The sequence below is a fragment of the Blautia sp. OF03-13 genome (assembly GCF_003460685.1).
Lineage (GTDB): Bacteria > Bacillota > Clostridia > Lachnospirales > Lachnospiraceae > Fusicatenibacter > Fusicatenibacter saccharivorans.
In genome coordinates this window covers 73,908-99,787 of the sequence record NZ_QTVR01000012.1, presented here as the reverse complement: position 1 = coordinate 99,787, position 25,880 = coordinate 73,908, and the positions used below count along the sequence as shown (strand labels likewise).

Sequence of the window (25,880 nt, the reverse complement as noted above, 5' to 3'; positions counted from 1 at the left end):
CCCAAGACGCACGGGATTGCAACGGAAAGGGGACGCTCCTTTTAATAGTCGAACAGCGAAAACTGGTTGCTTTCGGGCAGATCTCCGAAGACACCGAGGTCCGCCATAAAGTCGATAATCGTCTTGCTGACCTTGGTGCGGTCGCGGAAATCATCTTTCGAGAGGAATTTTCCGTTTCGTGCCGCAAGGACAACGGCGTCGGCCGCCTTGTCGCCCAGACCCTCGATCGAGTCGAGCGCCGGCATCAGATGTTTGTCATCGTAGACCTGGAAGCGGTGCGCCTGTGCCTTATAGAGGTCCACCGGCACGAAATCGAAGCCGCGGGCGTACATTTCCTGGACAATCTTCATATCCTTGACGGTTGCCTGCTCCTTCTGAGTCAGCGTGTCTTTCCGTTTTTCGTAATCTTTCATATAATATTCCAGCCGGTCGCGTCCCATGCACATGAGCTCGTAGGAAAATGCGGACGCACGAATGGAGAAGTACGCCGCATAGTACGCCAGCGGATAGAAAATTTTATAGTAAGCGATGCGGTACGCCATCATGACGTACGCCGCCGCGTGGGCTTTCGGGAACATGTACTTGATCTTTTTACATGACCAGATGTACCAGTCCGGCACGTCATGTGCCTTCATCTCCTCTTCCCACTCCGGTTTTAGCCCTTTCCTTTTCGCACACTCTCCATGATCGTAAAGGAAAGCTCACTTTCGAGTCCCTTGTCGATCAGGTAGATCATGATATCGTCCCGGGTACAGATGGCGGTGGAAATCGTCGCCTTGCCCTCCTCGATCAGGGTCTGCGCATTGCCGAGCCATACGTCGGTTCCGTGCGACAGACCTGAGATACGGATCAGGTCGGAGAACGACTGCGGCTTCGTGTCCAGAAGCATCTGGATAACGAAATCGGTACCGAACTCCGGCACGCCAAGACATCCAAGCGGACAGCCGCCGATGTCCTCCGGCTTGATGCCGAGCGCCTCGGTGCTCTTGAACAGCGACATGACCTCCGGGTTATCGAGCGGAATCGTCTGCGCATCAAGGTGCGTGATATCCTCGAGCATACGGATCATGGTCGGATCATCGTGTCCGAGAATATCGAGCTTTAAGAGGTTGGCATCAATGGAGTGGTAATCGAAATGAGTCGTAATAATGTCGGTTGTCATATCGTTCGCCGGATGCTGCACCGGGGTGAAGGAGTTGATATCCTCACCGAACGGCAGAACGATGATACCGCCCGGGTGCTGGCCGGTGGTACGGCGGATGCCGGTGCATCCTTCCACGATACGGTCGATCTCGCAGTTCCGTTTGTGCTGGCCGCGCTCTTCGTAATAGTTCTTCACGTAACCGAACGCTGTTTTATCCGCCAGCGTACCGATGGTTCCCGCACGGAACGTCTGACCGGCGCCGAAAATAACCTCTGTGTATTTGTGCGCCTTACTCTGGTAATCACCGGAGAAGTTCAGGTCGATATCCGGCTCTTTGTTTCCCTTGAATCCAAGGAACGTCTCGAACGGAATGTCAAATCCGGCTTTTTTCAGCGGCTTGCCGCAGTTCGGGCAGACGGCGTCCGGCATATCGCATCCGGCACGGCCGACGTACTCTTTGACGCGCGGCGAATCGAACTCGCTGTAATGGCACGACTCGCAGTAGTAATGCGGGCTCAACGGGTTTACCTCCGTGATTCCCGCCATCGTCGCAACGAACGAGGAACCGACGGAACCACGCGATCCTACGAGGTAGCCGTCCTCGTTCGACTTCCACACCAGTTTCTGTGCGATGATGTACATAACGGCATATCCGTTGGAAATAATGGAGTTCAGCTCCCGCTCGAGGCGCGCGGAAACGATCTCCGGAAGCTCCTCGCCGTAGATTTCATGCGCGCGGTCGTAACAGATTCTCCGCAGTGTCTTGTCGGAATCCTCGATGACCGGCGGGAATTTTCCGGCACGGATCGGGGAGATTTTCTCGACAAGGTCGGAGATTTTGCGCGGATTGGTGATGACGACCTCCTCCGCTTTCTCACTTCCGAGATACGAAAACTCTTCAAGCATCTCCTCGGTGGTGCGCAGGAACAGCGGTGCCTGCTCATCAGCGTCGTCAAAACCTTTTCCGGTCATGATGATGCGGCGGTAGATCTCGTCCTGCGGATCCATGAAGTGGACGTCGCACGTTGCCACAACAGGCTTATGGAACTGCTCGCCAAGTTTGACGATGCGCCTGTTGATCTCCTTTAAATCCTCCTCGCTCTCTACGGCAGAAACGTCCTCTTTTTTGATCATGAACGCGTTGTTGCCGATCGGCTGGATTTCCAGATAATCGTAGAAGTCCACGAGACGCGCAATCGCCGCATCCGGTTCACCGCGCAGGATTGCCTGGTAGAGTTCGCCCGCCTCGCAGGCAGATCCGATCATCAGACCGTCCTGGTATTTCAGGTAGACGCTCTTTGGCAGCTTCGGCCGGCGGTTGTAGTATTTCAGGTGGGATTCCGACACGAGGCGGTACAGATTGACACGTCCCGTCTCGTTCTTTGCCAGAATGATCGCATGGTACGATGGAAGCTTGCGCACAGCCTCCTCCGATACTTTTCCCTGCGCATTCAGGTCATCCAGAGTCAGAATATTGCGCTCCTCCAGCATTTTTACGAATTTCACGAAAATTTCCGCCGTACAGCCGGCATCGTCCACCGCACGGTGATGGTTTTCCAACGATACGCCGACCGCCTTCGCAACGGTATCCAGTTTGAAACGGTTCAGGCCCGGCAGCAGGAAACGCGCCATGGCGACGGTGTCCGCCGTTGTAAATTCCCGCTCGATCCCCTGCAGGACACAATTGTGCTCGATAAAGCTCATATCGAACGAAGCATTGTGGGCAACCATAACGGCTCCCTCACTGAACTCCAGGAATTTCGGCAGCACCGTTTCGATGTCCGGCGCGTCAAGAACCATGTTGTCGTTGATGCCGGTCAGGTTCTCAATCCGGAACGGGATCGGGACTTTCGGGTTAACGAAGGTGGAAAACTTATCGACAATCGCTCCGTTTTCCACACGGACGGCACCGATCTCAATGATTTTGTTGACAACCGGGGAAAATCCCGTCGTCTCGATATCGAAAACAACGTAGCTTCCGTGGATGTCCTGTCCTTTGCTGTTGACAACGATATCTTTCAAGTCGTCGACGAGATAAGCCTCCATGCCGTAGATGACCTTGAACGGAGCCGAAACTTTTTTCAGCTCATCTTTTGTCGCATCCGGGTGCTCTGCCTGGTATTTTTTCCGGTAAGCGCCGTCGATCGCCTCGATCGCATGGTTTGCCTCCGGGAAGGACTGCACCACGCCGTGATCGGTGATCGCGATCGCCGGATGGCCCCACTCATAGGCACGCTGTACCAGACGGGCAGCATCGGTGACACCGTCCATATCGCTCATCTTTGTATGGCAGTGCAGCTCCACACGCTTCACCGGACTCGTATCCTGACGGCCGGTACGGAAATCGGTGATCTTCTTGATGCCCCAGACAGACATAACCGTCAGATCGTGGTCAAATGCATCAACCGTCGTTTTTCCTTTTACTTTAATGAACGCGCCTTTTTTGATCGCATCCTTTAATTCCGGCACTTCCGCGTTCTGGACGAAAATCTTGACGCCGATGGTATCCGTAAAGTCGGTGATCGTGAACATGAAAATCGTACGCTCATTCCGGATCTCGCGCATATCCACACTCTGGACTCTTCCTCGGATGACAACATCACCGATCTCATCGCCGATTTTCAGAATCTCCACGCTCTCATCCTCGAAATCTCTTCCGTACAGCACATCCGGATTGGAGGATTTGCGCGGCTGATTGTCCGCATTCCGGCCGAAACTGCCCTTGCCTTTTTTGAAGGAACCGCGTCCGCCGCCGAAAAAACCTTTTCCCCTTCCGCCGTCTGCTGCTTTTTCTTTTTTCGCCTCGCCGTCCTTGGCTGCTGCGGATGCTTTTGGCTGTTCGCCTGCTGCTTCCGCCTGCTCTTCCATCCGGTTCTGCTCTTTTTCGCCGAGCATCTCACCGTAATGGGTATGCGCCAGAACGTGGCGCACTTCCTCCCGGATGCGGAGCTCGGAATTTCTCATGGCGCGGCTCTCGCCCTCCGGCTTTCTCATCTCGGTTTCCACGATCAGGTCGAAGCCGCACCGCTCACAGAAGATTTTCTCGAGAATGTGGACCAGCTCCTCCTCGCGCTCCTTTGCCACAACGGAATCCACGAGCACCAGGTGCATTTTGTTCGTCTCCGGGAAGGTAATCTCGGCAGTCGAAAACAGATGATTCAGAAAGACACTGTGGTTTTTCAGCTCGAGCAGGATACTCGGACGGTACACCTCCAGAAAGTTTTCCGGCGTATACTGGCGCGACAGATAGAACCGCTCAATAATCTTCACGCGCAGCGGCACGTTGGAAAAGAGCTGCTCCTCGATCTGGCGCTCCAGCTGATAAATATATTTTTTGTGAATCCACTGATGGCTGACCACATAGATCCGCAGCAGATCTTTTTTCTTATTGATCGATACCCGCGAAACCTCCACGGTATCGAGAAGCTCTGCCATGCCCCCTTCGATTCTCAAATCCGGAAATACTTCCTGAAACTGTTTTTCCATTCCTATTCCTGCTTTCTTTTCTACTTGCCCCAGTGATCCAGCTCGTCCTTTAAGACGGACAGCAGCTCGCTCTCCGGTACTTTTTTCACGATTTCACCTTTTTTAATTAAAATGCCGACGCCTTTTCCGCCTGCAACACCAAGATCCGCCTCTTTTGCCTCGCCCGGTCCGTTGACCACGCAGCCCATGACGGCAACCTTGATATCAAGATCGTAGCTCTGCACCAGTGTTTCCACCTGGTTTGCCAGTCCGATCAGGTCAATCTGGGTCCGTCCGCAGGTCGGACACGATACGACCTCAATGCCGCCTTTTCGAAGTCCCAGGGTCTTTAAGATCCGTTTTGCGGATTTGATTTCCTCGAGCGGATCGCCGGTCAGGGAAACGCGGATCGTATCTCCGATGCCCTGATATAAAATAATACCGAGCCCCACTGCCGATTTGATGTTGCCGGAATACAGCGTTCCTGCCTCCGTAATGCCGACATGAAGCGGATGATCCGTCTGGTTCGTGATCAGCTCATGCGCTTTTGCACACATCATCACATCAGACGATTTGATACTGATGACGAGATTGTCATAGCCCATCTCCTCGATGATCCGCACTTTGTCGAGCGCGCTCTCCACCAGGCCCTCTGCCGTTACGCCGTTGTATTTTTCCACCAGCTCTTTTTCGAGTGAACCGCTGTTGACGCCGACGCGGATCGGAATCTGGCGTTCTTTTGCTGCATCTACAACCGCCTGGATCCGGTCGCGGCTGCCGATGTTGCCCGGGTTGATGCGGATTTTATCGGCTCCGTTTTCGATCGCGGCGATCGCCAATCGATAGTCAAAATGAATATCTGCTACAAGCGGAATCGAGATCTGTTTTTTGATCTCGGACAGCGCCTTGGCTGCCTCCATGGTCGGGACGGCGCATCGGATAATGTCACATCCGGCTTCCGTGAGCGCCTGGATCTGCTTTACGGTTGCCTCCACATCTTCTGTTTTGGTATTCGTCATGGACTGGATCAGAATCGGATTTCCGCCTCCGATGACCCGGTCGCCGATTTTCACAACTCGTGTATTTGCTCTGCTCATTTTCTTTCCTCCATTTATTTTCTCCGTGATGGCATAAAAATCTTATTTTATTATAAGACAATTTTTTCTCCGGCACAACCGTCTTTTCTCTTGCAATTTTTTTCCAAATTTTCTATAATGCTAGGAGTGATTTTTTTTATTCAACTGGAAAGGAAGACATACAAACGATGAAAAAGATGATCCTCGTAACCTCGCCGCCGGCGTGCGGAAAGACATACATTTCAAAACAGCTCGCCAAGGAGCTGAAACACGTTGTTTATCTCGACAAGGATACGGTCATTCCGCTGTCGAACCGCGTTTTCAAAGCGGGCGGACAGGAAATCAACCGCAGTTCTGATTTCTTCGAGGAGAATATCCGCGATTATGAATATGAAGTAACGGTCAATTTCGGACTGGAAGCACTCGAGTATGACGATATTGTGCTGATCAACGCACCATTCACACGCGAAGTGCATGATGAGAAGTTCCTGAAAGACTTCTCCAAAAAGCTCGCTGACCATGGGGCAAAGCTTGTTGTGATCTGGGTTGTCACAAAACCGGAGATCTGCCACCAGCGCATGATCGACCGCAACTCCGTGCGCGATACGTGGAAGCTGGAGCACTGGGATGAATATGTGAAAACGATCGACTACTCCATCCCGGAAGCACTGAAGAAAATGAGCAACTGCCTCGATCTGATGCTGTTCTACAATTCTTCGGATGAAGAATATCAGAAATCCATGGAGATGGTTATCTCCCGTCTCGAAGACGAATAACGACTAAACGAAAAAAGAGAATTTTGCCGGACCTCATTTTTACAGTCTGCAAAATTCTCTTTTTATTTATAGAAACTATTTTCACATCCGATACAAAAGATAATCCGCCGCTGCCGCCCACAGCACCCAGGAAACGCAGAGAACTGCGAACACACTCTTATATCCGAGCACGGCAAAGTGGACGCGCCATTTTTCCTTCTGCGTGAATTTCTCCGGGTTTTTGCCTTTTACCATCAGCATTCCGGCGATCACGAACATGCCGAGGGCCGCGATCAGCAGCAGGCCGTCTTTCGCCGCCTCAAGGGCAGCGCGGAACGTGAATCCCCCAAAGAGGAATCCTCCCAGCAGCAGCACAGCTGCCGCAGCGCCGCCAGAGAGCAGGCCGATTGTAAATGCTTTGCCGAGATCACGGCAGATGTTCTTTATCTTTTCCATGTTTTATAATTCCTTATTTTCTTCTAATGCATCACAGAAATGACATGCCACAAAGTGATTGTTGCCCACGTCTTTTAATTCCGGCATCTGCTGTCGGCAGATGTCTTTTGCGTACTTGCATCTTCCCTGGAATTTGCAGCCCGGCTTCGTGTTGATCGGGCTCGGCACCTCGCCTTCGAGGCGGATTTTTTTGCGGTCGCGCTCTGCCTCTACTTTCGGGTCCGGAATCGGAATCGCGGAGAGCAGTGCCTGTGTGTACGGGTGGCGCGGGTTGGCGTACAGCTCCTCGGATGTCGTCAGCTCGACGAGCGTTCCCAGATACAGAACCGCCACACGGTCGGAAATATGTTTGACCATCGACAGATCATGCGCAACGAAAAGATAGGTCAGACCCATCTTCTTCTGTAAGTCCACAAGCAGGTTGACGATCTGCGCCTGAATCGAAACGTCGAGTGCGGAGATCGGCTCATCGAGAACGATGAACTCCGGCTGCACGGCAAGCGCACGCGCGATACCGATTCGCTGGCGCTGTCCGCCGGAAAACTCGTGCACGAAACGGTTCGCATGCTCGCGGTTCAGTCCGACCAGCTCCAGATATTTGTAGATCATCTCCTGGCGCTCTTTCTTATTCTTTGCCAGATGGTGAATGTCGATGCCCTCGCCGATGATGTCGGCAACGGTCATACGTGGGTCGAGCGATCCATACGGATCCTGGAAGACCATCTGCACCTGTTTTTTGAAGGCAAACCGCTCTTTTCCGTTTAATGCATGGACATCGGTTCCCTTGTAGAGCACCTGTCCGTCGGTCTTGTCATACAGGCCGATGCAGGTACGGCCGCACGTCGTCTTTCCACATCCGGACTCGCCAACCATTCCAAGTGTCTCACCTTTGTAGATATCGAAGGAGACATCATCCACGGCCTTTAAGGTCGCATGGTTTCCGACCTGAAAATATTTTTTCAGATGGGAAACGGAAAAAAGCACTTCTTTTTCGTTATTTTCCATTACAGTTCTCCTCCTTCCAGATTTGGCATTTCTACTTTTGGTGCCATCGGGTGATGGAGCCAGCAGGCAGCCTTATGCTCGCCGCCGAATTCCGTTACCTCCGGCATCTCTTCCTTACAGATCGGCATACAGTAGCTGCACCGCGTGCAGAACGGACATCCGACCGGCGGGTTTAAAAGATCCGGCGGAGTTCCCGGAATTGTCGCGAGTTCCTGCTTGTTTTTCAGATCCAGACGCGGTACGGAACGGATCAGCGCCCAGGTATACGGGTGACGCGGACGATAGAAAATGTCCTCACACGTTCCGCTCTCCACGATGATGCCGGAATACATGACAGCAATCTTCTGTGCGATATTTGCCACAACACCGAGATCATGTGTGATCATGATGACGGATGTCTGATTTTTCTTCTGCAGATTCTTGATAATATCGAGAATCTGTCCCTGAATTGTCACATCGAGCGCGGTCGTCGGCTCGTCACAGATCAGAATTTTCGGATCACAGGCAAATGCAATCGCGATCATAACACGCTGACGCATACCGCCGGAAAATTCGTGCGGATACTGTCTGACACGTTTTTCCGGCTCCGGGATGCCGACCATGCGCAGCATCTCGACAGCCTCCTTTGCCGCTTCCTGTTTTGTCATGTTTTTGTGGCCCATCAGATTTTCCATAATCTGTTTTCCGACACGCATCGTCGGATTTAAGGAAGCCAGCGCATCCTGGAAAATGATTGCACACTCGCCGCCTTTGTAATGCTGCCACTGTTTTTTGTTGTATTTCAGAATATTCTCTCCATGATAGAGAATTTCACTGTTCTCTTTAATCTCACCCTGCGGGGCCTTGATGAGGCCCATGATGGATTTCGCCGTTACAGATTTTCCGCAGCCGGATTCTCCCACAATTGCGAGCGCCTGACCTTTCTCGAGAGAAAACTGTACACCGCGGACTGCCTTTACTTCACCGGCATAGGTGTGATAAGAGACTCTTAAGTTTTTTACTTCCAGAATCGGATTGTTTTGTTCGTTCATATCGTTATCTCCCACTTATTACTGGCGAAGTCTCGGATCAAGGGCATCGCGAAGGCCGTCTCCCAGAAGGTTGAATGCCATAACGATGATACAGAGCACGAGACATGGGAACAGAAGCTGTGACGGATAGAAATCCATGTTCTGCTGTCCCATTGAAATCAGGACACCAAGGCTGATCGATGGTGCCTTGAGGCCGATGCCGAGGAAGCTAAGACCTGCCTCCGTAAAAATAAACATCGGGATTGCCGTCGCCGTATCCAGAATCAGGATACCCAGCATATTCGGTACATAGTGTTTTAAGATGATGCGGAGCGGTTTTGCACCGAGCACCTCCGCCGCGTAAACGTATTCCGTCTCACGGAGCTGTTTGATCATACCGCGCACCTGACGTGCCGTGTTACACCATGCGGTGACACTAAGCGCGACCAGAAGTGCAAACAGGTTATTTCCAAGAATCATCATGATCAGAATCGTAAGAAGCAGAGACGGAATCGAGTTGATAACCTCGATGATCCGCATCAGAACCTCATCGACCCAGCCGCCGAAATGTGCCATCAGCGCGCCATATACCGTTCCGATGATGAGTTTGATTGCCGTTGCAACGATCGCGATGATCAGTGATGCCCGCGCGCCGACCCAGACTCTTGAGAAGAGGTCACGTCCCAGGTTGTCGGTTCCAAACCAGTATTTTGACGATACGCCCTGGTTTTTCTCGGCGATATTCATGGATACATAATCATATCCTTTGATATGCGGTCCGATGATGACCATGACAAGCAGAATGCCGAGCACAACAAGAGATCCCATTGCGATCGGATTTTTGCGGAGCCGTCTCCAGGCGTCCTGCCAGTAGGAAATGGTCGGGCGGTCAATCCGGTTCGCATCTTCCTCGGTGTATCCTATTACTTTAAATTTTTCCGGTGTTAATGCTGCCATAATATCCTCCTTATCTGCTCTTTCCTGTCAGACTGATTCTCGGGTCAACGACCACGTACAGCAGGTCCGTGATAAAGAGAACACCGATGTAAAGTGCTGCGATAATAACCGTCTCTCCCATGATAATGGAAAGATCCTGGTTATTGACCGCCGTCACATAATACTGTCCGATTCCCGGGATGGAAAAGATGCTCTCGATGAAGAAGGAGCCTGTGATACACATGGCAACCGACATCGGAAGCTGTGTGATAACCGGGATAAACGAGTTCCGAAGGATATGGCGGCGGATAATCTGTCCGCGGCTTAAGCCCTTCGATTCAGCAGTCAGCACGTAATCCTGATTGATCACATCGAGCATCGAGGTTTTCAGCAGACGCGCATACGTTGCGATATAAGAAAAGCATCCTGTCAGGGTCGGAAGAATCGTGTATTCCCATCCTCCGAACCACAGATCCTTTCCCGCAGGCCAGCCGATCGTCGGCAGAACCTTCAGGTTGCCTGCGAAAATTTTCTGAAGCATCAGACCAAAGATCAGGTTCGGAATGGAAATCAAGAGGACCGACAGGGCGATCACCATATAGTCCCAGAAGCTTCCCCTCCTCATTGCCGCAAGAATTCCAAGCAGCAGACCGATCGTGATACCGACCAGCACCTGCTGGATACCAAGGCGGGCGGATACCGGAAGACGGTCATGAATCAGCTTCTGTACCGTCTGTCCCGCATAGACAACAGATTCTCCGAACTCTCCCTTGCAGATTCCCTTCATTGTGATCACATAGCGCTCCATCATCGGCTTGTCGAGGCCGTAGCGCTTATAGAGGTTTTCCTTTACGGTCGGCGAGAGCTTGCTCGCACGCTCCGTCAGCGGATCTCCCGGAACCGCTTCCAGAAGGAAAAACGTGGCCGTTGCAATCAGAAACAGTGTGATCAGCATTTCTGCAAAACGGCGCAGTAAATATTTTGGCATAAAAATCCTCTCCCTGTCCGGTCTTTTCCGACCGGAATTTTATTATGATAGCGAAAGAAGAGCCTATTGTTTCATAAGCCCTTCTTCCCTCATTTCTTCTGTTTTGCTGCTTTTTTTATTTCTCTACAGTTGCTCTGTAAAGCTCCTGGCTTGCGCCGAAGGAGGATGTGTAGAAATCTTTTACCCAGTTCTGATAATAGTAATGTTTATCAGAGTAGTACAGCGGTGCAACACCACAATCCTGTGCAACCAGCAGATCTTCCAGCTTCTGGTAAATCTCAAGGCGTTTTGCGTTGTCGTTCTCTCCGGTCAGAGAATCGATCAGGCTGTCGTACTCGCTGTTGCTATAGAGGCCGTAGGAATCATAAACGCCTGTCTTCATGACGTTCAGGAAATCCAGCGGATCGTTGTAATCGCTGAACCATCCGCCTACAAAGATATCGTAGTTCTTGTTATCGCGCTCGTTTGCAAACATCTGGTAATCGCCAACGGTGTTCAGCTCTACCTTTACGCCCAGATTCTGAGAAATGGACTGCTGCAGGTACTCTCTCTCGAGCTGATTCTCGGTAGCAGAACCCTGGGACAGCAATGTAATGGTGATGTCTTCCGGTTTGTCGGTGATACCAAGCTCATCAAGGCCTTTCTGGAACAGTGCTTTTAACTTGTCTGCATCTCCTGCATACTGCTCATATTCCTCTTTCATGGTCTCCGACGCCTGCTTGCGGTAGGAAGTTCCGTCGAGCGTGATCGCCGGGGAAACGAAGCCGTAAGCTGCGGTGTATCTTCCGTAAACAGCTGATACCATCTCCTCACGGTTGATGGAGTAGGAAATTGCCTTGCGGATGTTTACGTTTTTCATCAGACCGGATTTTCCGCCCTCAGACTGCTCGTAGCACAGAACCATAGTTCCCGGGTACTCGGTGGTCATGGTCTGCATATTGCCTGCTTCTACTTCTTTGTCATATTTTGCAATGTAATCGCCTGCTGCATCGAAAACGTCCAGCTGTCCGTTATCGAACATGGTTGCTGCTGTTGCGTTCTCTGCTACACAGTACCAGTTTACCTGATTCAGTTTTACGTTGTCCTTATCCCAGTACTGGTCATTTTTCACCCATGTCATGGAGTTATCTTCTACCAGGTTGGTCATGGCAAACGGTCCGTTGTAGACACATTTTGTCCAGTCTTTTCCCCACTGGTCTCCGGCTGCCTCTGCGACATCCTGACGGGTCGGGTAAAGCGGAGTTGCTACCAGCTTGGACTGGAAGGTCGGATCCGCTACCTTTAAGGTAACCTCGAAGGTGTAATCGTCCACTGCCTTGATTCCGATCTCATCGGCAGAGCCCTGTCCGTTATAATACTCCTCTGCTCCTACTACGTTGAACAGGTAGAAAGAATAGGAATAGCCGTATTCCGGATTTAACAGACGTTTCCAGCCGTACTCATAATCTGCTGCGGTAACCGGCTGTCCGTCGGACCATTTGGCATCCTTTCTCAGATGGAAAGTGTAAACCAGTCCGTCATCGGATACGTCCATGGATTCTGCACCGGCATACTCGAAACGGTCTCCGTTTCATCTGCTACGTCACGCATCAGTCCTTCGTAGCACTCTCCCATCATCCAGCGCCATCCCATATCCTGCACATCGAAATTGTTTCCAAAGGCTACTGCACGAAGATTGATCTGTCCGTCCACTTCGCCTGCAGTCTCCGGTGCTGCTGAATCTGCTGCTCCAGTACTGGTTGATGCCGCCGTGGCATTGTCAGCAGTTGCTACCTGTGTCCCTCCGCTGCTTCCGCATCCGGCCAGAAGACCGGCTGCCATGCATCCTGCCAGAAGCAGAGAAACGACTTTGTTTCTTTTTCTCATTGATGTTCCTCCTTTTTTCCGCAGACCTTCCCCGGCAGATCCGGCTGTGTCTGCACACGGGCTATTGTATTTCATATAATTATCCTGAATTTTTTCTCTTGTTCGGACAATAACACAAAATAATACCTTGTTTTTTCACTTTTTTCATGCGATTTTAGCCCAACTTTTATCAGAATATCGGGAAATATCTGTTTTGTCAATCCTTTTCCCGTAAATTTTGCGTTTTCTGTTTTTTGTGTCACGGTTACGCAAAAAAGAAAGAGACCGCCGTTACATACAGCAGTCTCTTTTCCTTTTTCCCTTGCTTTTCTCTTTTATTCCGCTTTTGCATCCATTTGCCGCAGGCTGTGGATCAGCTCCTCACAGATCTCCAGCTCGCTCTTTCCGTCCGTCTCGATGATAATGTCGGCTGCGGCCTCGTATTTTTCACGGCGCTTGCTCATCAGATCTGCGATAAACGGAACGGTTTTGTTGTTCTCAATCAGCGGTCTGTCGTGGCTGTCTTTGACACGGTCTAAAATCGTCTCCGGCTTTGCAGTCAGAAGAACAACGCGGCCGTTCTTTTTCATCTCTACAACGTTGCACTCACGCATCGGAGTTCCGCCGCCGCACGAAATGACAACGTTTGTTCTCGACTGCATTTCGATCAGAAGATTCGTCTCGCAGTCACGGAAATACTGTTCGCCGTAAGTCTCGAAAATATCGGAGATGCTCATACCGGCACGCTCTGCGATGATCTGATCCATCTCGATGATATCCATGGCAAACACGGTTTTGAGATAATCGGAAATGGTGCTCTTTCCGGCTCCCATGAAGCCAATCAGTACAATATTATAATTGAACAGCTTTCTTGCCTGAATCTTTTTACTGTTTCTTGTGATGCTCTCGAAAACATCCGCCACTTCGTTTTTATGGCGTTTTTCCTGCATCCGGCGTTCCAGCCATTCCTTCTGTTTTGCTTCCTGCTCCGGCTGGAGAATCGGCACGTTATTTGCTTCTTTATATACCATAATGTCCTCGACAATACGGTTTCTCATCAGCAGTGCATCCAGAATAATCTCATCGCACTGTCCAAGGCTCTCTCGTAATACTTCCAACTGATTCATGATATTTATCCTTTCCAGACTTGTGTGTACTTGTTCGCACAGCCCTCTTCCGGTATTTTTGTCGTATTTTTTGACATTTTCTGTTATTATAGCAGTTGTCCTCCGGAATCACAACAAAAATTTGCACAAAAGTGCGAAAAGCCCATGGAATCTTTTCAGAAATCCATGGGTTTTGGTATATTTTTATTTAAGATCGTCTTTCGAATCCGCATGATACCTGTTCTCCCAGGCATCTTCTGTGGATAATTTCTCATCAGAGTTCAGAAAATTCAGCTCTGCCCCCCCCGATTTCAGATTCTTTTTCAGCTTTTCAATCTGAATCGAAGTCTGTTTTTCTTCGGATATGGTGTTCAGCTCCTCGCAGATGGCATCTTTGATATCGAGCAGACACTCGAGCATCAGCGGGCTGAAGGTACCGCACTCGCCGTTCAGGATCATCTCGATGGCTTTCTCGTGCGTGTATGCCGGTTTGTAGACACGCTCGCTTGTCAGCGCATCGTAAACATCGGCAATCGATACAACCTGGGCTGCAATCGGGATCTCCTCACCTTTTAAGCCGTCCGGGTAACCCTTTCCGTCGTACCGCTCATGATGCCAGCGACAGATCTGGTACGCAATCTGTACCAGCTTCTCGTCCTGATACAGTTCCAGGCTCTTCAGCATGGACGCTCCGATCAGGGTATGTTTCTTCATCTCCTCGAACTCTTCTTTCGTCAGCCTTCCCGGCTTATTTAAAATGTTCTCGTCAATGCCCATCTTTCCGATATCGTGCAGCGCGGATGCCGTTGTGATCATCAGCTGATCGGACCAGCTTAAGTGGTAGCGGTCTGTCTTCTGTACCAGACGCTCGAGGAGCATACTGGTCAGAACGTTGATGTGGTGGACATGAAGTCCGCTCTCGCCATTCCGGAATTCCATGATATGGCTCAGGATACTGATCATCATCTGATTGTTTTTCTCTTTTTCGTAAATCTGCTCGGTGACGAGCGTCACGAGACGGCGCTGTTTTGCATATAATTTGATCGTGTTGAAGACACGCTGGTAAACAACTTTTGCATCAAACGGACGACTGATATAATCGGATACGCCCTGCTCATACGCACGGCGCACAAATGCGGTGGAATCCTCGCTCGATATCATGATGACCGGAACCTCTTCGATCCAGTGGTTGCGGTTCATGTAGTCAAGCACTCCGAAACCGTCCATGCCCGGCATGACGATATCCAGAAGGATCAGCGCAAGGCCTGTTCCGTATTCTTCCAGCAGACGCAGGCACTCTTCGCCGGTGGAAGCCTCGATGATATCGTATTCATCCTGCAGAATCTCCGAGAGGATGATACGGTTCATCTCGGAATCATCCACGATCAGGATGCGCTGTTTTTCTCTGCGGTTTTCCTGACGGACAACATCGTCCTGACAACCCAGGATCTGGTCTTTCTCGGTGACAACCATGTTTTTCCGTTGTTTCGCAAGATACATCAGCTGGTCGGCACGCATCGCAGCTTCGCCGATCGTCTCATCTCTTGTCAGAACACCTCCTACGCTGACGGAAAGACGCATCTTCGAGTAGCCCGGCACCTGTGCCTCATGGATCTGTGACTGAATCTGTTTTAATTTCTGTACAAAGTTTTCCTCATCCATCTCCGGCAGAACCAGCAGAAATTCGTCTCCTCCTAAGCGGATCAGACGGTCGGTACGTCGGGTGCAGCGGTTGACGGTCTTTACAATGGTGTCAAGCGCCATATCTCCGGCATTGTGGCCGTATGTATCGTTGTATAATTTGAAATCATCGAGATCGATCATGGCTACGCCGCAGCAAAAGCTGGCGTCCCGGATCTGGTCTTCGAAGTAGCGGCGGTTGAATACTCCGGTCAGCGCGTCACGATACAGCTCTTCGCTGTAGCTGTTCAGCTTGCTTACCAGATTCTGGCGTCCTTCGGAGTCCATCAGTGTTTCATCGTCGAGACGGTTGATCATCTCGATCACGCATGGTTCTCCTTCGATCTCCACGTATCTTGCAATGACCTGATACACATTCGACGCAATGCATTCCAGTTTTGATTTCTGCGATTTCTCCCGCAGGGCTTTTTCGGAAATACAGTTAAGGCACGGCATCGCTTTGTTCCATACTGTGTAGCATTCACACAGCTTGCCATTCTCTTCATCGATAATAAAATCTCCGATCTCATCCGGACGGAGAACCCGCACATACATGAAAACATTCTTCAGATGTTCCACCAGACGGTCTGCCTGTTCCTGTGTCATCTGAACATCCTTAGAAGGCTCTTTCTTATTTATTTTTTCACATTCCGGCAATTCGGTCTGATTCATCTGTTTCCCTCTCTTCTCCCCGGTACACACAAAACTTCATTACCCCTTTGTGTGCTTCCGCGTTTTGCTACATTTTCCCATTTTAATTACAGTTATACATAATAGTGTAACGATTGTTTCCCGTTTCGTCAAGAAAAAAGTGTACAAAAACCGTCCTGTAATGGAAATTTATTCAAAAAAACCGACCGGTTTTACGCGGTCGGTTTTTTCTTCTTATCATAGAAGACACGGCTGTATAACTGCGGATAGATGTTGCTGCAGGAGAGCGCCGGTCCTTCAATATAGCGGTAATGATCGAAATCGTAAACACCGTAATCCGGCTCGGAGTTATCCAGCCAGAAAGCATTGATGCCGTAATCGTAGTAGTTCTTCTTGCATACGTCCCAGACATATTTTCTTGTCTCCGGATTGAACACGTCGATCTCAACGCAGTCACCCTGGAAATCGTATGTCTGCTTTTTCGCGCAGACTGTCCCTGTATGTTTTTCATTTTATTAGATTTTTTTGTCTGTTTCTTGAAGTTTTTATCCGATTTCTAACACTATTTTGATCTTTTTACCAAATTTGCGGAATGGGCTTTATTTTTAACTGCACAAATTCCATTTCTTATGATAGAATATTTACGAAAAAATAAAGTATCTGATTCACTATACTTTGATTCACAATAAAATGAGGGAGTAATCCATGATTCAAACGAAAGATTCGAACTTAACCTTCCGCCCGCTGACCATCGACGACGCAGAGCAGTACAATGCACTTCTGCGCTACGCCTTTCAGGTTACAGAGCAGGAGCTTTCCGAAAGCGGATGGAAAGACGATGAAATCAAGCAGTCCAAATTCCCGGTTCTCGTCCGTGCCGATGTGCTCGGCTGTTTCTGCGAGGAGGATCTGGTATCACAGTTCGCGGTTTATCCGCTGGACATGAATATCTACGGTGTCCGCTATCCCGTCGGTTTTGTCACCAGCGTCTGCACCTACCCGGAATACACCGGCCAGGGCATCATGAAAAAGCTGATGATCCGGAGTCTCACGCGCATGCGGGAAAACCACCGTTCCTTTGCGCTTCTCTATCCCTACTCTATTCCGCTCTACCGGAATCTCGGATGGGAAATCATTTCCAATAAGATGACGTACACCATCAAGGACACGCAGGTGCCGCGGAAACTCAAAGCCCCTGGCTATGTGCGCCGCGTGGCATGGGATGACAAGGATTTCAAGGAACTACATACCAAATTTGCTTCGAAGACGCACGGCTGCCTCTACCGCAACAATCTGGCGTGGGAAGAATATTTCCGCTGGGATGAGGATGATACCGTCGTTGCGATCTACTATTCCGCTGATGATGTGCCGTACGGCTACATGGTCTATCTGATCAGCTCCGATATCATGCATATCAAAGAGATGATCTATCTGAACCGCGAAGCGCAGCTGGGACTCTGGGAGTATATTCATGCGCACGATTCCATGATCGATGAGGTCAAAGGAAATAACTACTACAGTGAACCCATCGCGTTCGAGCTTGAGGACAGCGATATCAAAGAAACGATTCGCCCGTACTCGATGGGGCGTATCATCGATGTCGTGCAGTTTATGGAACATTACGCCTGCGACCCGGACGAGCCGGATGTGTGTATCCGTTTTGAGATCGAGGATGAGCTGCTTCCGTGGAACAATGACAGCTTCACATTCTTCTTTGAAAAAGGACACTGTGTGCCGACCGACCGCGAGCCGGACCATGTGATGAAAATGACGATCGCATCGCTCACGACACTGCTGCTCGGCTACAAGACGGCTTCCAAGCTGTATGAGATGGCGCGCATCGAAACGACGCCGCAGACTGTGGAATGCCTGGATGACCTGCTCTTCCACCATATTCCATATGTTTCGGACTATATTTAATTTATTTTACGCATTGCAAAAGAGGGACTCCCGTGAAAGGAATCCCTCTTTTTCTATGTAACATTTTTTAGTTTTCTTCCAGTTTGATTTTCTCCTGCAGCACAACGCAGCCTGCCATATCGCCGATGACGTTGACGCATGTGGCACCCATGTCACACAGTGTGTTGATGCTGATGTAAACGCCCATGACGCCGGCCGGAAGACCTGCCATCGTGGCGAGTGCTGCGAATGATGCGATCGCGCCGCCCGGGATACCCGGTGTTCCGACAGAAAGCAGGACGTTGGCAAGCAGAATGATCACCATCATCGAAATGCTGACGTTGATGCCGCAGGCATTTGCGAAGAACATGATCATAAACGACATCAGGATCGATACCGCATCCATATTGACGGTGGCACCGAGCGGGATTGCGATACTGCTGATCTGGTTCGAAACGCCGAGTTCTTTCTCGACACAGCGCTTGCTGATTGGGATCGTCGCGGAACTGGAACATGTTCCGAATGCATTCAGGGCTGCCGGCATGATCGCCTTAAAGAACTTGACCGGACTCGTCTTTCCGATGAGTTTTACAGCGCCGCCGTAGACGACGATCGCAAATCCATAGAATGCCACATACAGAATGATGAGCTGGGTTGCCAAGGAAACGATGGTTTTGGTTCCGTTTGCCTCGACAACCGGCACGATCGTACAGAAGACACCGATCGGGGTGAAGTACATAACGGTGCTGATGACTTTTAAACAGACCTCATTCAGGGAGTCGATCACGTTTAAGAGCGGCTGTCCCTTCTCTCCGACCGCAATCAGCGTAAAGCCGACAACGACAGCGAACACGAGTACCTGGAGCATGTTGCCCTCCGCAAACGCCTTCACCGGGTTGGACGGGATCAGGTTTTTGATCGTGTCGAGGATGCTGGTCATCTCGGTCGCCTGGATATCGGAAGTTGCCATCTCAAAATGGACTCCCTTTCCGAGGCGGATCAGTCTTGGAATGATAATGCCGACTGCACTTGCAATCGCGGTGGTGCACAGGAAGAAAATCATCGAGTAGCCGGTGATCTTACCTGTCGTTTTTGCATTTCCGATGCTGCAGATACCCATGACAATTGAGCAGAATACCATCGGGAAAATCATCATATTCAAGGCGTTCATGTAGATGCCGCCGATGACGCCGGTTACGGTCAGAATCGGCGTAAAGCGGTCCGCCAGAAGAAGTCCGGTTAAGATACCGAGAATCAGTCCGGTAAAGATCGCACCTGTAATATGCTTCTGATACCATGCATAAAACTTTTTCATATGTTCTCTCTTCTCTCCTTTTTCACAGAGTAAGAGGCAGGTGTCCCTGTATCTTCTACCTGCCTCTTCGCATACAGCCATCTTATCACACAACCGCGGATAATTCCACTTAAAAATGGATTTATCCGCGGTTTTTCTGGCTTTTGGTCTTTTTTTTCTTTTTTATACGGCTGCTGCCCGGCTGTGGACTTTCTTCCGCACAATCAGATAGCAGATCACCTGCATGATAATCGTGATGATCCACGATCCCGGATACGAAATGAACAGCACATACAGCGAGCGGTGCTGCGGGAAAATGCCGAAGATCCACACGATTCGCGTTCCGACCGTTCCGATGACGGACAGAATCATCGGCACCGCCGAGCATCCCATACCGCGCAGGGCTCCCGGGAAGAGGTCCATGATGCCGCAGAGGAAATACGGAACCGTCGTGATCGACAGAATTTCCATACCGCAGCGGATAACCTCCGGGTCCCCGGTGTAAATCTGCAGGATTTCCGTACCGAACAGATACGCGCCGCCACCCATCACCAGTGCCATGCCGCTGGAGAGAATCAGGCAGTCGATCAGCACCTTATCCATTCGTTTGTATTTTCCGACACCGTAGTTCTGGCTTGTGAAGCTCATGCACGCCTGGGTGACGGAGTTGACTGAGGTGTATAAAAATCCCAGCACATTGTTGGCCGCCGTGTAGCCTGCCATTGCAATCGAACCGAAGGAATTGACGGATGACTGCAGCAGCACGTTCGAGAAGTTGATGACGGTACTCTGAATACCCGCCGGGATGCCGACCTGGAAAATCGGGATGATGTAATCCTTTTTCAGGCACAGCTTCGAAAACCGGAGCTGATAACTTCCCTCGCTCTTATAGAGGCACCGCAGAACCAGCACGCAGGAGATCGCCTGCGAAACCACCGTTGCAATCGCCACACCTGCCACGTCGAGACTGAACACGATCACGAGGAACATATTCAGACCAGCGTTGATCACACCCGATACAATCAGGAAATACAGCGGCCGCTTCGTGTCGCCGACGGCACGCAGAATCGCCGCACCGTAGTTGTACAGCATGAAAAACGGCATTCCCATAAAGTAAATTCTCATATACAATGCCGACTGATCAATGACATCCGCCGGTGTATCCATCAGCTCCAGCGCGCCTTTTGCAAAAAATACGCCCACAAACGCCATCACAACGCCGCTGATCAGCGCCAGCATGATCGATGTATGTACCGTTTCCGACATCTCCCGGTCGCGCCCCGCTGCATAATACCGCGCCGCAAGCACATTCGCACCGAGCGAGATTCCCATAAACAGGTTGATGAACACGTTGATGAGTGCCGTTGTCGATCCGACAGCCGCAAGCGCCTGGCTTCCGCTGAACCGTCCGACGACGATGATATCCACCGCGTTGAACATCAGCTGCAGAATGCCGGACACCATCAGCGGCAGCGAAAAGGAAATCAGCTTGTCCATAATCGTGCCGTTGCACATGTCGATTTCATATTTGTTCTTTTTCAAAAATACTCCTCCTTCTTTTGTAGCAGATATGCAGTCTTACACCGCAGACATATACAGAAATGATACCACTTTTTTCCGGTTCTGCACAGAGACTTTCCATAATTTATTGACTTCTGTAAAGTCCACAGGTAAAATAAATACAATTACAGTTTTTCTGTATATAAATCAAGGACAGGAGAGAACCTATGAAAAAAATATGGATTACAGGTGCCGAAGGCCACATCGGTACTGCCCTTCTGGAACTGCTGGAGGGTGTGGAATATCAGCTTCTTCCAACGGATATTCACGAGGTTGATATTACCAAAATCGATGAAGTCACACAGTTCGTTTATGTCAACCGTCCCGACGTTATCATCAACTGCGCCGGTATGACCGACGTTGCCGAGTGTGAAAAAAACATCGACGAAGCCTATCGTGTCAATGCCATCGGTGTGCGCAACGTAGCGCTTGCCGCCAATGATATCGACGCAAAGGTTATTCAGATCTCAACGGATGACGTCTTCGACAAGGAATCCCGCATCCCGTACAACGAGTTTGATACCGTACATCCGCGTACGATCTACGGAAAATCAAAAGAGGCCGGAGAGAAAATCCTGACACAGCTTTTGAACCGCTTTGTCATCATCCGAAGCTCCTGGATTTACGGGATCGGCCGCGATTTTGTGGACGAAGTACTCCGTAATGCGGCAAAGGGCGGCACGATGGAGGTTCCAAACAACCAGTATGCGGCTCCGACCAGTGCTTTTGAGCTTGCGCGCGTGATCTGCCACTTTATCGACAACGAGGAGTATGGTCTGTACCACGTTGTCTGCCCCGGAAGCTGCAGCCGCTATGAGTTTGCAAGAACCATCCTCGAGTATACCGGAAAAACCGGTGACCTTGATCTCTACCCGGTTGTCGCACGCGATGATGTCCGCCCGACCTATTCTGTTCTGGACAACATGATGCTCCGCCTGACCGGTATTCCTGAGCCGCCCGACTGGAAAACGGCACTGAAAGAATATCTCGAAGAAACCGGAGGAATCGAATAATGGTCCGAAACAGAAAAGAAACAACGGAAAAGTCAAAAAAGAAGCCCGGGCTTTCCACCCAGATTTTTATTGCCCTGCTGGCCGGTGCGCTGCTCGGCGTGGTGATTCACTATTGGATCCCGTCCAGCTATATCAAGGACACCGTCATCGTAGAAGGTGTGCTGTATGTCATCGGACAGGGCTTTATCCGCCTGATGCAGATGCTTGTCGTACCGCTTGTCTTCTGCTCCCTCGTCTGCGGAAGTATGTCCATCGGAGACAGCAAAACCCTCGGAAAGGTCGGCGTAAAAACGATCGGCTTTTACCTTGTTACCACAGCACTTGCCGTCTGCATCGCACTTGGAACCGCCTTGCTCATTCACCCGGGGCTCGGACTTAACATGAGTGCGGTTCAGAAAGCCGACCTGTCCTCGACAGCAGCAGATTCCAGCGTCAGCCTGGTGGATACACTGCTCAACATCATCCCGAAGAACCCGATTGGTTCCATGGCAAACGGCGATATGCTTCCCATCATCGTATTCGCCCTGTTTGTCGGCGTAATGCTGGCAAAGCTCGGAAACCGCGCTTCGGTCGTTTCCAACTTTATCAGCCAGTTTAACGATGTCATGATGGAAATGACCATGACGGTCATGAAGGTGGCTCCGGTCGGCGTTTTCTGTCTGATTGCACGTACCTTTGCAACGGTCGGCTTTTCTGCGTTCGCACCGATGCTGAAATACATGGGAAATGTAACACTGGCGCTGGCACTGCAGTGCTTCGTCATTTATCAGGTTCTTCTGTTCGTATTCACACGGCTGAATCCGATTAAATTCGTGAAAAAATTCCTTCCGGTTATGGGATTTGCATTTTCCACCGCAACCTCCAACGCGACAATCCCGATGTCGATTGATACACTGAACAAAAAGATGGGTGTCTCGAAGCAGATTTCTTCGTTCACCATTCCGCTCGGCGCAACCATCAACATGGATGGTACCTCCATTATGCAGGGTGTCGCTGTCATCTTCATCGCAGAGGCGTACGGTATTCATCTGACCCCGGCAAACCTCGCAACGGTTGTTGTTACCGCAACACTGGCTTCCATCGGTACCGCCGGTATCCCAAGTGTCGGCCTTGTTACCCTGGCTATGGTACTGAATTCCGTCGGACTGCCAACGGAGGGTATCGCTCTTATCATGGGTATCGACCGTATTCTCGATATGCTGCGTACCGCCGTCAACATCACAGGCGATGCTGTCTGCACAACGATTGTCAGCCATCAGGAAAAGGCGCTCAACCGCGAAGTATTCAATCGCGATTAACTGCAATAAACTGCTTGCGAAAAGCCTTTTTCAGACACGCTCTAAGGCTAAGAAAACGCGTTCCCGTTTTCGGAAACCCCTGTGGTTTCCGGCGGGAACGCGTTTTTCTTATCTTATTTTTCTGTTACAGTTCAAATGCCTGGCGGATGCTGTCGTAATGCAGGAATTTACCTTCTGCGGCGTACCCTTTGATTTCGTCCAATGTAGCAAAACGGTAGCCGTCTGTTTCTTCCTCCTGAAGATGAAGATCTTCGTCTTTGATATCCATCACGAAGCGATAAACATCGACAAAGTAATTGTCTCCCTCATCCGGGTTGATGCGCCGGTAGGTAAAGAGATAACCGCCGTCAGCCTTGCTCACATCGAGTCCGGTTTCCTCTCTGACCTCACGGCGCACGGCCTCCCAGGAGCTCTCTCCTGCCTGTGCCGCGCCGCCGGAAACCTCCCACCAGCCCGGTGCCCAGGCTTTCGTCATGACACGTTTTGTGATAAGAAAGGTCCCATCCGGTCTTGCGATTACGCCGAGTACGGTCAGGTGAAACTCGCCCGGCTTCATATGCCAGTCATTCCGTCTCATCGTACGGCCGGTCGGCTGTTTATTTTCATCATAGATATCCCAGAGTTCCATATCGTGTTTTCTCCTGTCGAACTTCTTCCGAGCCCCATCGCGATTTTTCTTCCCTGTCGCATGGTTCTGAATCATTACAGATACTGTTTAATCTCTTCCATTACATTTTCCAGCGGAATTTGTGTTTTCAGAGTCTTATCGCGGGATGCAACCTCGACAACGCCCTGTTTCATGTTTTTCGGGCTTACGATGATGCGCAGCGGAATGCCGAGCAGGTCGGCATCGGCAAACATTACGCCGGCTCTGACGCTTCTGTCGTCGTAGATCACTTCGATGCCTGCGTTCTGCAGATCCTCGTACAACTTGTCCGCATATGCTCTGACTTCCTCGTCATCGACGCGGACTGCACAGAGGTGTACCTGCCACGGAGCGATAGCTTTCGGCCAGATCGGGCCGTACTCATCGTGATGTGCCTCGCAGACCGATGCTGCCAGACGGCCGACACCGATACCGTAGCATCCCATGATCGGGGTCTTGCTCTCGCCATTTGCATCGACATAGGTCATATTCATGGATTTTGTATATTTGGTTCCAAGCTGGAAGATATTTCCGACCTCGATACCTCTGGAGATCTTCACGGTCTTTTTGCCGCATTTCGGGCAGATGCCGCCCTCCTGGATTTTTGCAAAATCGTGATACTCGGCATTCGGAACGTCGCGCTCCATGTCGAGTCCTTTGTAATGATGCTCTGCCTCGTTGGCTCCGCAGGAAAGGTTGTTTCTTCCCTCGAGGGATTTATCATAGAGAACAACGGCATCTCCGTTCACCTTCAGGTTCACCGGTCCGATATAGCCTGCGTTCAGTCCGCATTCTTCGGTGATCACGGCTGCGTGAACCTGCTCGCCGAGGAAGTTGACCAGCTTCGTCTCGTTGACTTCGAGATCGCCGCGGATGAAAAGGACAACGTATTTATCATCGACATTCTGCTGATAAACAACGGCTTTGCAGGAGTTCTTTGTCTCGTCTCCGAAGAAATTGCAGACGTCTTCAATGGTGTGGACGTTCGGTGTATAAACCTTTTCGAGTGCAGCGGATTCTGCGTCTCTTGCGATGTCGGAAATATTCTCAGCTGCCTCCATGTTGGCTCTGTAATCGCAGGAATCACACAGAACGATGGAATCCTCTCCGACCGGAGTCAGAAGCATGAACTCATGGGAGATGTTGCCGCCCATCATACCGGAATCGGATTTGACAGATACCACCTCCGGCACGCCGACACGCTCGAAGATGCGCTCGTATGCTGCGTGGCATTTCTCGTAATACTGCTCCAGATCTTCCTGGCTGGTATGGAAGGAGTAAGCATCCTTCATCGTAAACTCACGCACACGGATCAGTCCGGCTCTCGGACGGGCCTCATCACGGAATTTTGTCTGGATCTGATAGATCATAAACGGATATTTGGTGTAGCTCTGTGCATACTCGCGTACAAGGTGTACGGCTGCCTCCTCGTGGGTCATGCCGAGTACCATTTTGGCATTGTTGCGGTCGGTGAAGCGCAGCAGCTCATCGCCGATGCTATCGTAACGGCCGGACTCATCCCACAGAGAAGCAGGCATGACAACCGGAAACTGCACCTCCTGGCCGTCGATTTTGTCCATCTCCTCGCGCAGGATCTGCTCGATTTTGCGCACAATGCGGCGCAGCGGCAGATAGGAAGAATAGATTCCGTTTGCCATATATTTGATGTATCCGCCTTTTACCATAATAGCATGGCTGTCGATGACACAGTCAGCAGGTCTTTCTTTGAAGCGCTCTCCTACTAATTTTTCAAGTTTCATTTTCTGATTTCCTCCTTATTCTTTGGGTTTTCAACATCTGAAATCTTCCAGACGCGAGAACATTCCAGCCTGTCCGATTTTAAGCTTTTATACAACATTTTACGCATCTAACTCATCACTGAAGTAACGAGTTAGATGCTTCGTTTTCAAACAGAAAAAAGCCCTAAACCGCAAGCTGCAGTTTAGGGCGAATTTTTTTATCCGCGGTACCACCTAAATTCAGGAAAACTCCTGCACTCTGACACAAAGCATTTGTACCCCACGATTTTTGTATTTTGTAATACGCGTGATCT

18 protein-coding genes, 2 pseudogenes and 1 other annotated feature (1 of these 21 only partly in view) are annotated in these 25,880 nt (G+C 50.5%); of the genes and pseudogenes, 4 read left to right on the top strand and 16 right to left on the bottom strand.

The genetic code is table 11. The annotated features are described in order from the left end of the window. Positions 1-41: 41 nt before the first annotated feature. Positions 42-4,630, bottom strand: a pseudogene (locus tag DXA55_RS10915) (PolC-type DNA polymerase III). 20 nt (positions 4,631-4,650) lie between these two features. After that, positions 4,651-5,706, bottom strand: a complete 1,056-nt coding sequence (ispG, locus tag DXA55_RS10910; RefSeq protein ID WP_055219919.1) for a flavodoxin-dependent (E)-4-hydroxy-3-methylbut-2-enyl-diphosphate synthase — start codon at positions 5,704-5,706, stop codon at positions 4,651-4,653. A 167-nt stretch (positions 5,707-5,873) separates the two neighbouring features. On the opposite strand from ispG, the gene DXA55_RS10905 reads away from it, so the two are divergent. Further along, complete coding sequence (locus DXA55_RS10905; RefSeq protein ID WP_055219921.1) at positions 5,874-6,461, top strand: AAA family ATPase; 588 nt, start codon at positions 5,874-5,876, stop codon at positions 6,459-6,461. A gap of 81 nt (positions 6,462-6,542) precedes the next feature. Here the strand turns inward: DXA55_RS10905 and DXA55_RS10900 are convergent, their stop codons facing one another. From DXA55_RS10900 to DXA55_RS10855, 10 genes and pseudogenes are all read right to left on the bottom strand, one after another. Then, on the bottom strand, positions 6,543-6,896 hold the full coding sequence (locus DXA55_RS10900) for a hypothetical protein (protein ID WP_055219923.1): 354 nt from the start codon (positions 6,894-6,896) through the stop codon (positions 6,543-6,545). Positions 6,897-6,899: 3 nt separating this feature from the next. Beyond that, the gene (locus DXA55_RS10895) at positions 6,900-7,901 is read right to left on the bottom strand and encodes an ABC transporter ATP-binding protein (protein WP_055219925.1); all 1,002 of its coding nucleotides are present in this window, start codon (positions 7,899-7,901) and stop codon (positions 6,900-6,902) included. Continuing rightward, positions 7,901-8,932: an ABC transporter ATP-binding protein gene (locus DXA55_RS10890; protein ID WP_055219928.1), complete on the bottom strand. Its 1,032-nt coding sequence runs from the start codon at positions 8,930-8,932 to the stop codon at positions 7,901-7,903. The genes DXA55_RS10895 and DXA55_RS10890 overlap by 1 nt, the downstream gene beginning before the upstream one ends. 18 nt (positions 8,933-8,950) lie before the next feature. Further along, the gene (locus DXA55_RS10885; protein ID WP_022462668.1) at positions 8,951-9,868 is read right to left on the bottom strand and encodes an ABC transporter permease; all 918 of its coding nucleotides are present in this window, start codon (positions 9,866-9,868) and stop codon (positions 8,951-8,953) included. A 10-nt stretch (positions 9,869-9,878) separates the two neighbouring features. After that, positions 9,879-10,835, bottom strand: coding sequence for an ABC transporter permease (locus DXA55_RS10880; protein ID WP_022462669.1), 957 nt, complete (start codon positions 10,833-10,835; stop codon positions 9,879-9,881). A 115-nt stretch (positions 10,836-10,950) separates the two neighbouring features. Beyond that, entirely contained in the window at positions 10,951-12,369 is a 1,419-nt protein-coding gene (locus DXA55_RS10875) for a peptide ABC transporter substrate-binding protein (RefSeq protein WP_117814146.1), read from the bottom strand. Then, on the bottom strand, positions 12,327-12,701 hold the full coding sequence (locus DXA55_RS10870; RefSeq protein WP_147342013.1) for a hypothetical protein: 375 nt from the start codon (positions 12,699-12,701) through the stop codon (positions 12,327-12,329). The genes DXA55_RS10875 and DXA55_RS10870 overlap by 43 nt, the downstream gene beginning before the upstream one ends. Before the next feature lie 314 nt (positions 12,702-13,015). Further along, a complete protein-coding gene (locus DXA55_RS10865; RefSeq protein WP_022462671.1) occupies positions 13,016-13,807 on the bottom strand; it encodes a shikimate kinase in 792 nt (263 codons plus the stop codon). A 183-nt stretch (positions 13,808-13,990) separates the two neighbouring features. Next, positions 13,991-16,138 carry a diguanylate cyclase gene (locus DXA55_RS10860; RefSeq protein ID WP_330415234.1) on the bottom strand — a complete coding sequence of 716 codons (2,148 nt, stop codon included), beginning with the start codon at positions 16,136-16,138 and terminating at the stop codon, positions 13,991-13,993. Positions 16,139-16,329: 191 nt separating this feature from the next. Further along, positions 16,330-16,581 (bottom strand): annotated as a pseudogene (locus DXA55_RS10855) (TIM-barrel domain-containing protein); the annotation flags it as partial. Between the two features lie 241 nt (positions 16,582-16,822). Here DXA55_RS10855 and DXA55_RS10850 point away from each other — a divergent pair. After that, entirely contained in the window at positions 16,823-18,037 is a 1,215-nt protein-coding gene (locus DXA55_RS10850) for a GNAT family N-acetyltransferase (RefSeq protein WP_022462381.1), read from the top strand. A 67-nt stretch (positions 18,038-18,104) separates the two neighbouring features. Here DXA55_RS10850 and DXA55_RS10845 read toward each other — a convergent pair whose 3' ends face one another. Together DXA55_RS10845 and DXA55_RS10840 are read right to left on the bottom strand one after the other, a co-directional pair. Next, entirely contained in the window at positions 18,105-19,331 is a 1,227-nt protein-coding gene (locus DXA55_RS10845; protein ID WP_055219933.1) for a dicarboxylate/amino acid:cation symporter, read from the bottom strand. Positions 19,332-19,493: 162 nt separating this feature from the next. Next, positions 19,494-20,825, bottom strand: coding sequence for an MATE family efflux transporter (locus DXA55_RS10840; RefSeq protein ID WP_082424625.1), 1,332 nt, complete (start codon positions 20,823-20,825; stop codon positions 19,494-19,496). Between the two features lie 212 nt (positions 20,826-21,037). On the opposite strand from DXA55_RS10840, the gene rfbD reads away from it, so the two are divergent. Together rfbD and DXA55_RS10830 are read left to right on the top strand one after the other, a co-directional pair. Then, positions 21,038-21,883, top strand: coding sequence for a dTDP-4-dehydrorhamnose reductase (rfbD, locus tag DXA55_RS10835; RefSeq protein ID WP_022462384.1), 846 nt, complete (start codon positions 21,038-21,040; stop codon positions 21,881-21,883). After that, positions 21,883-23,181: a dicarboxylate/amino acid:cation symporter gene (locus DXA55_RS10830; RefSeq protein WP_022462385.1), complete on the top strand. Its 1,299-nt coding sequence runs from the start codon at positions 21,883-21,885 to the stop codon at positions 23,179-23,181. Before rfbD ends, DXA55_RS10830 begins: the two co-directional genes overlap by 1 nt. Positions 23,182-23,305: 124 nt before the next feature. Here the strand turns inward: DXA55_RS10830 and DXA55_RS10825 are convergent, their stop codons facing one another. Both DXA55_RS10825 and DXA55_RS10820 read right to left on the bottom strand, forming a co-directional pair. Continuing rightward, positions 23,306-23,809: an NUDIX hydrolase gene (locus DXA55_RS10825; protein WP_022462386.1), complete on the bottom strand. Its 504-nt coding sequence runs from the start codon at positions 23,807-23,809 to the stop codon at positions 23,306-23,308. A 74-nt stretch (positions 23,810-23,883) separates the two neighbouring features. Further along, positions 23,884-25,587, bottom strand: coding sequence for a proline--tRNA ligase (locus DXA55_RS10820; RefSeq protein WP_022462387.1), 1,704 nt, complete (start codon positions 25,585-25,587; stop codon positions 23,884-23,886). 180 nt (positions 25,588-25,767) lie between these two features. Then, positions 25,768-25,880, bottom strand: a binding site (T-box leader) (it continues 190 nt past the right edge of the window).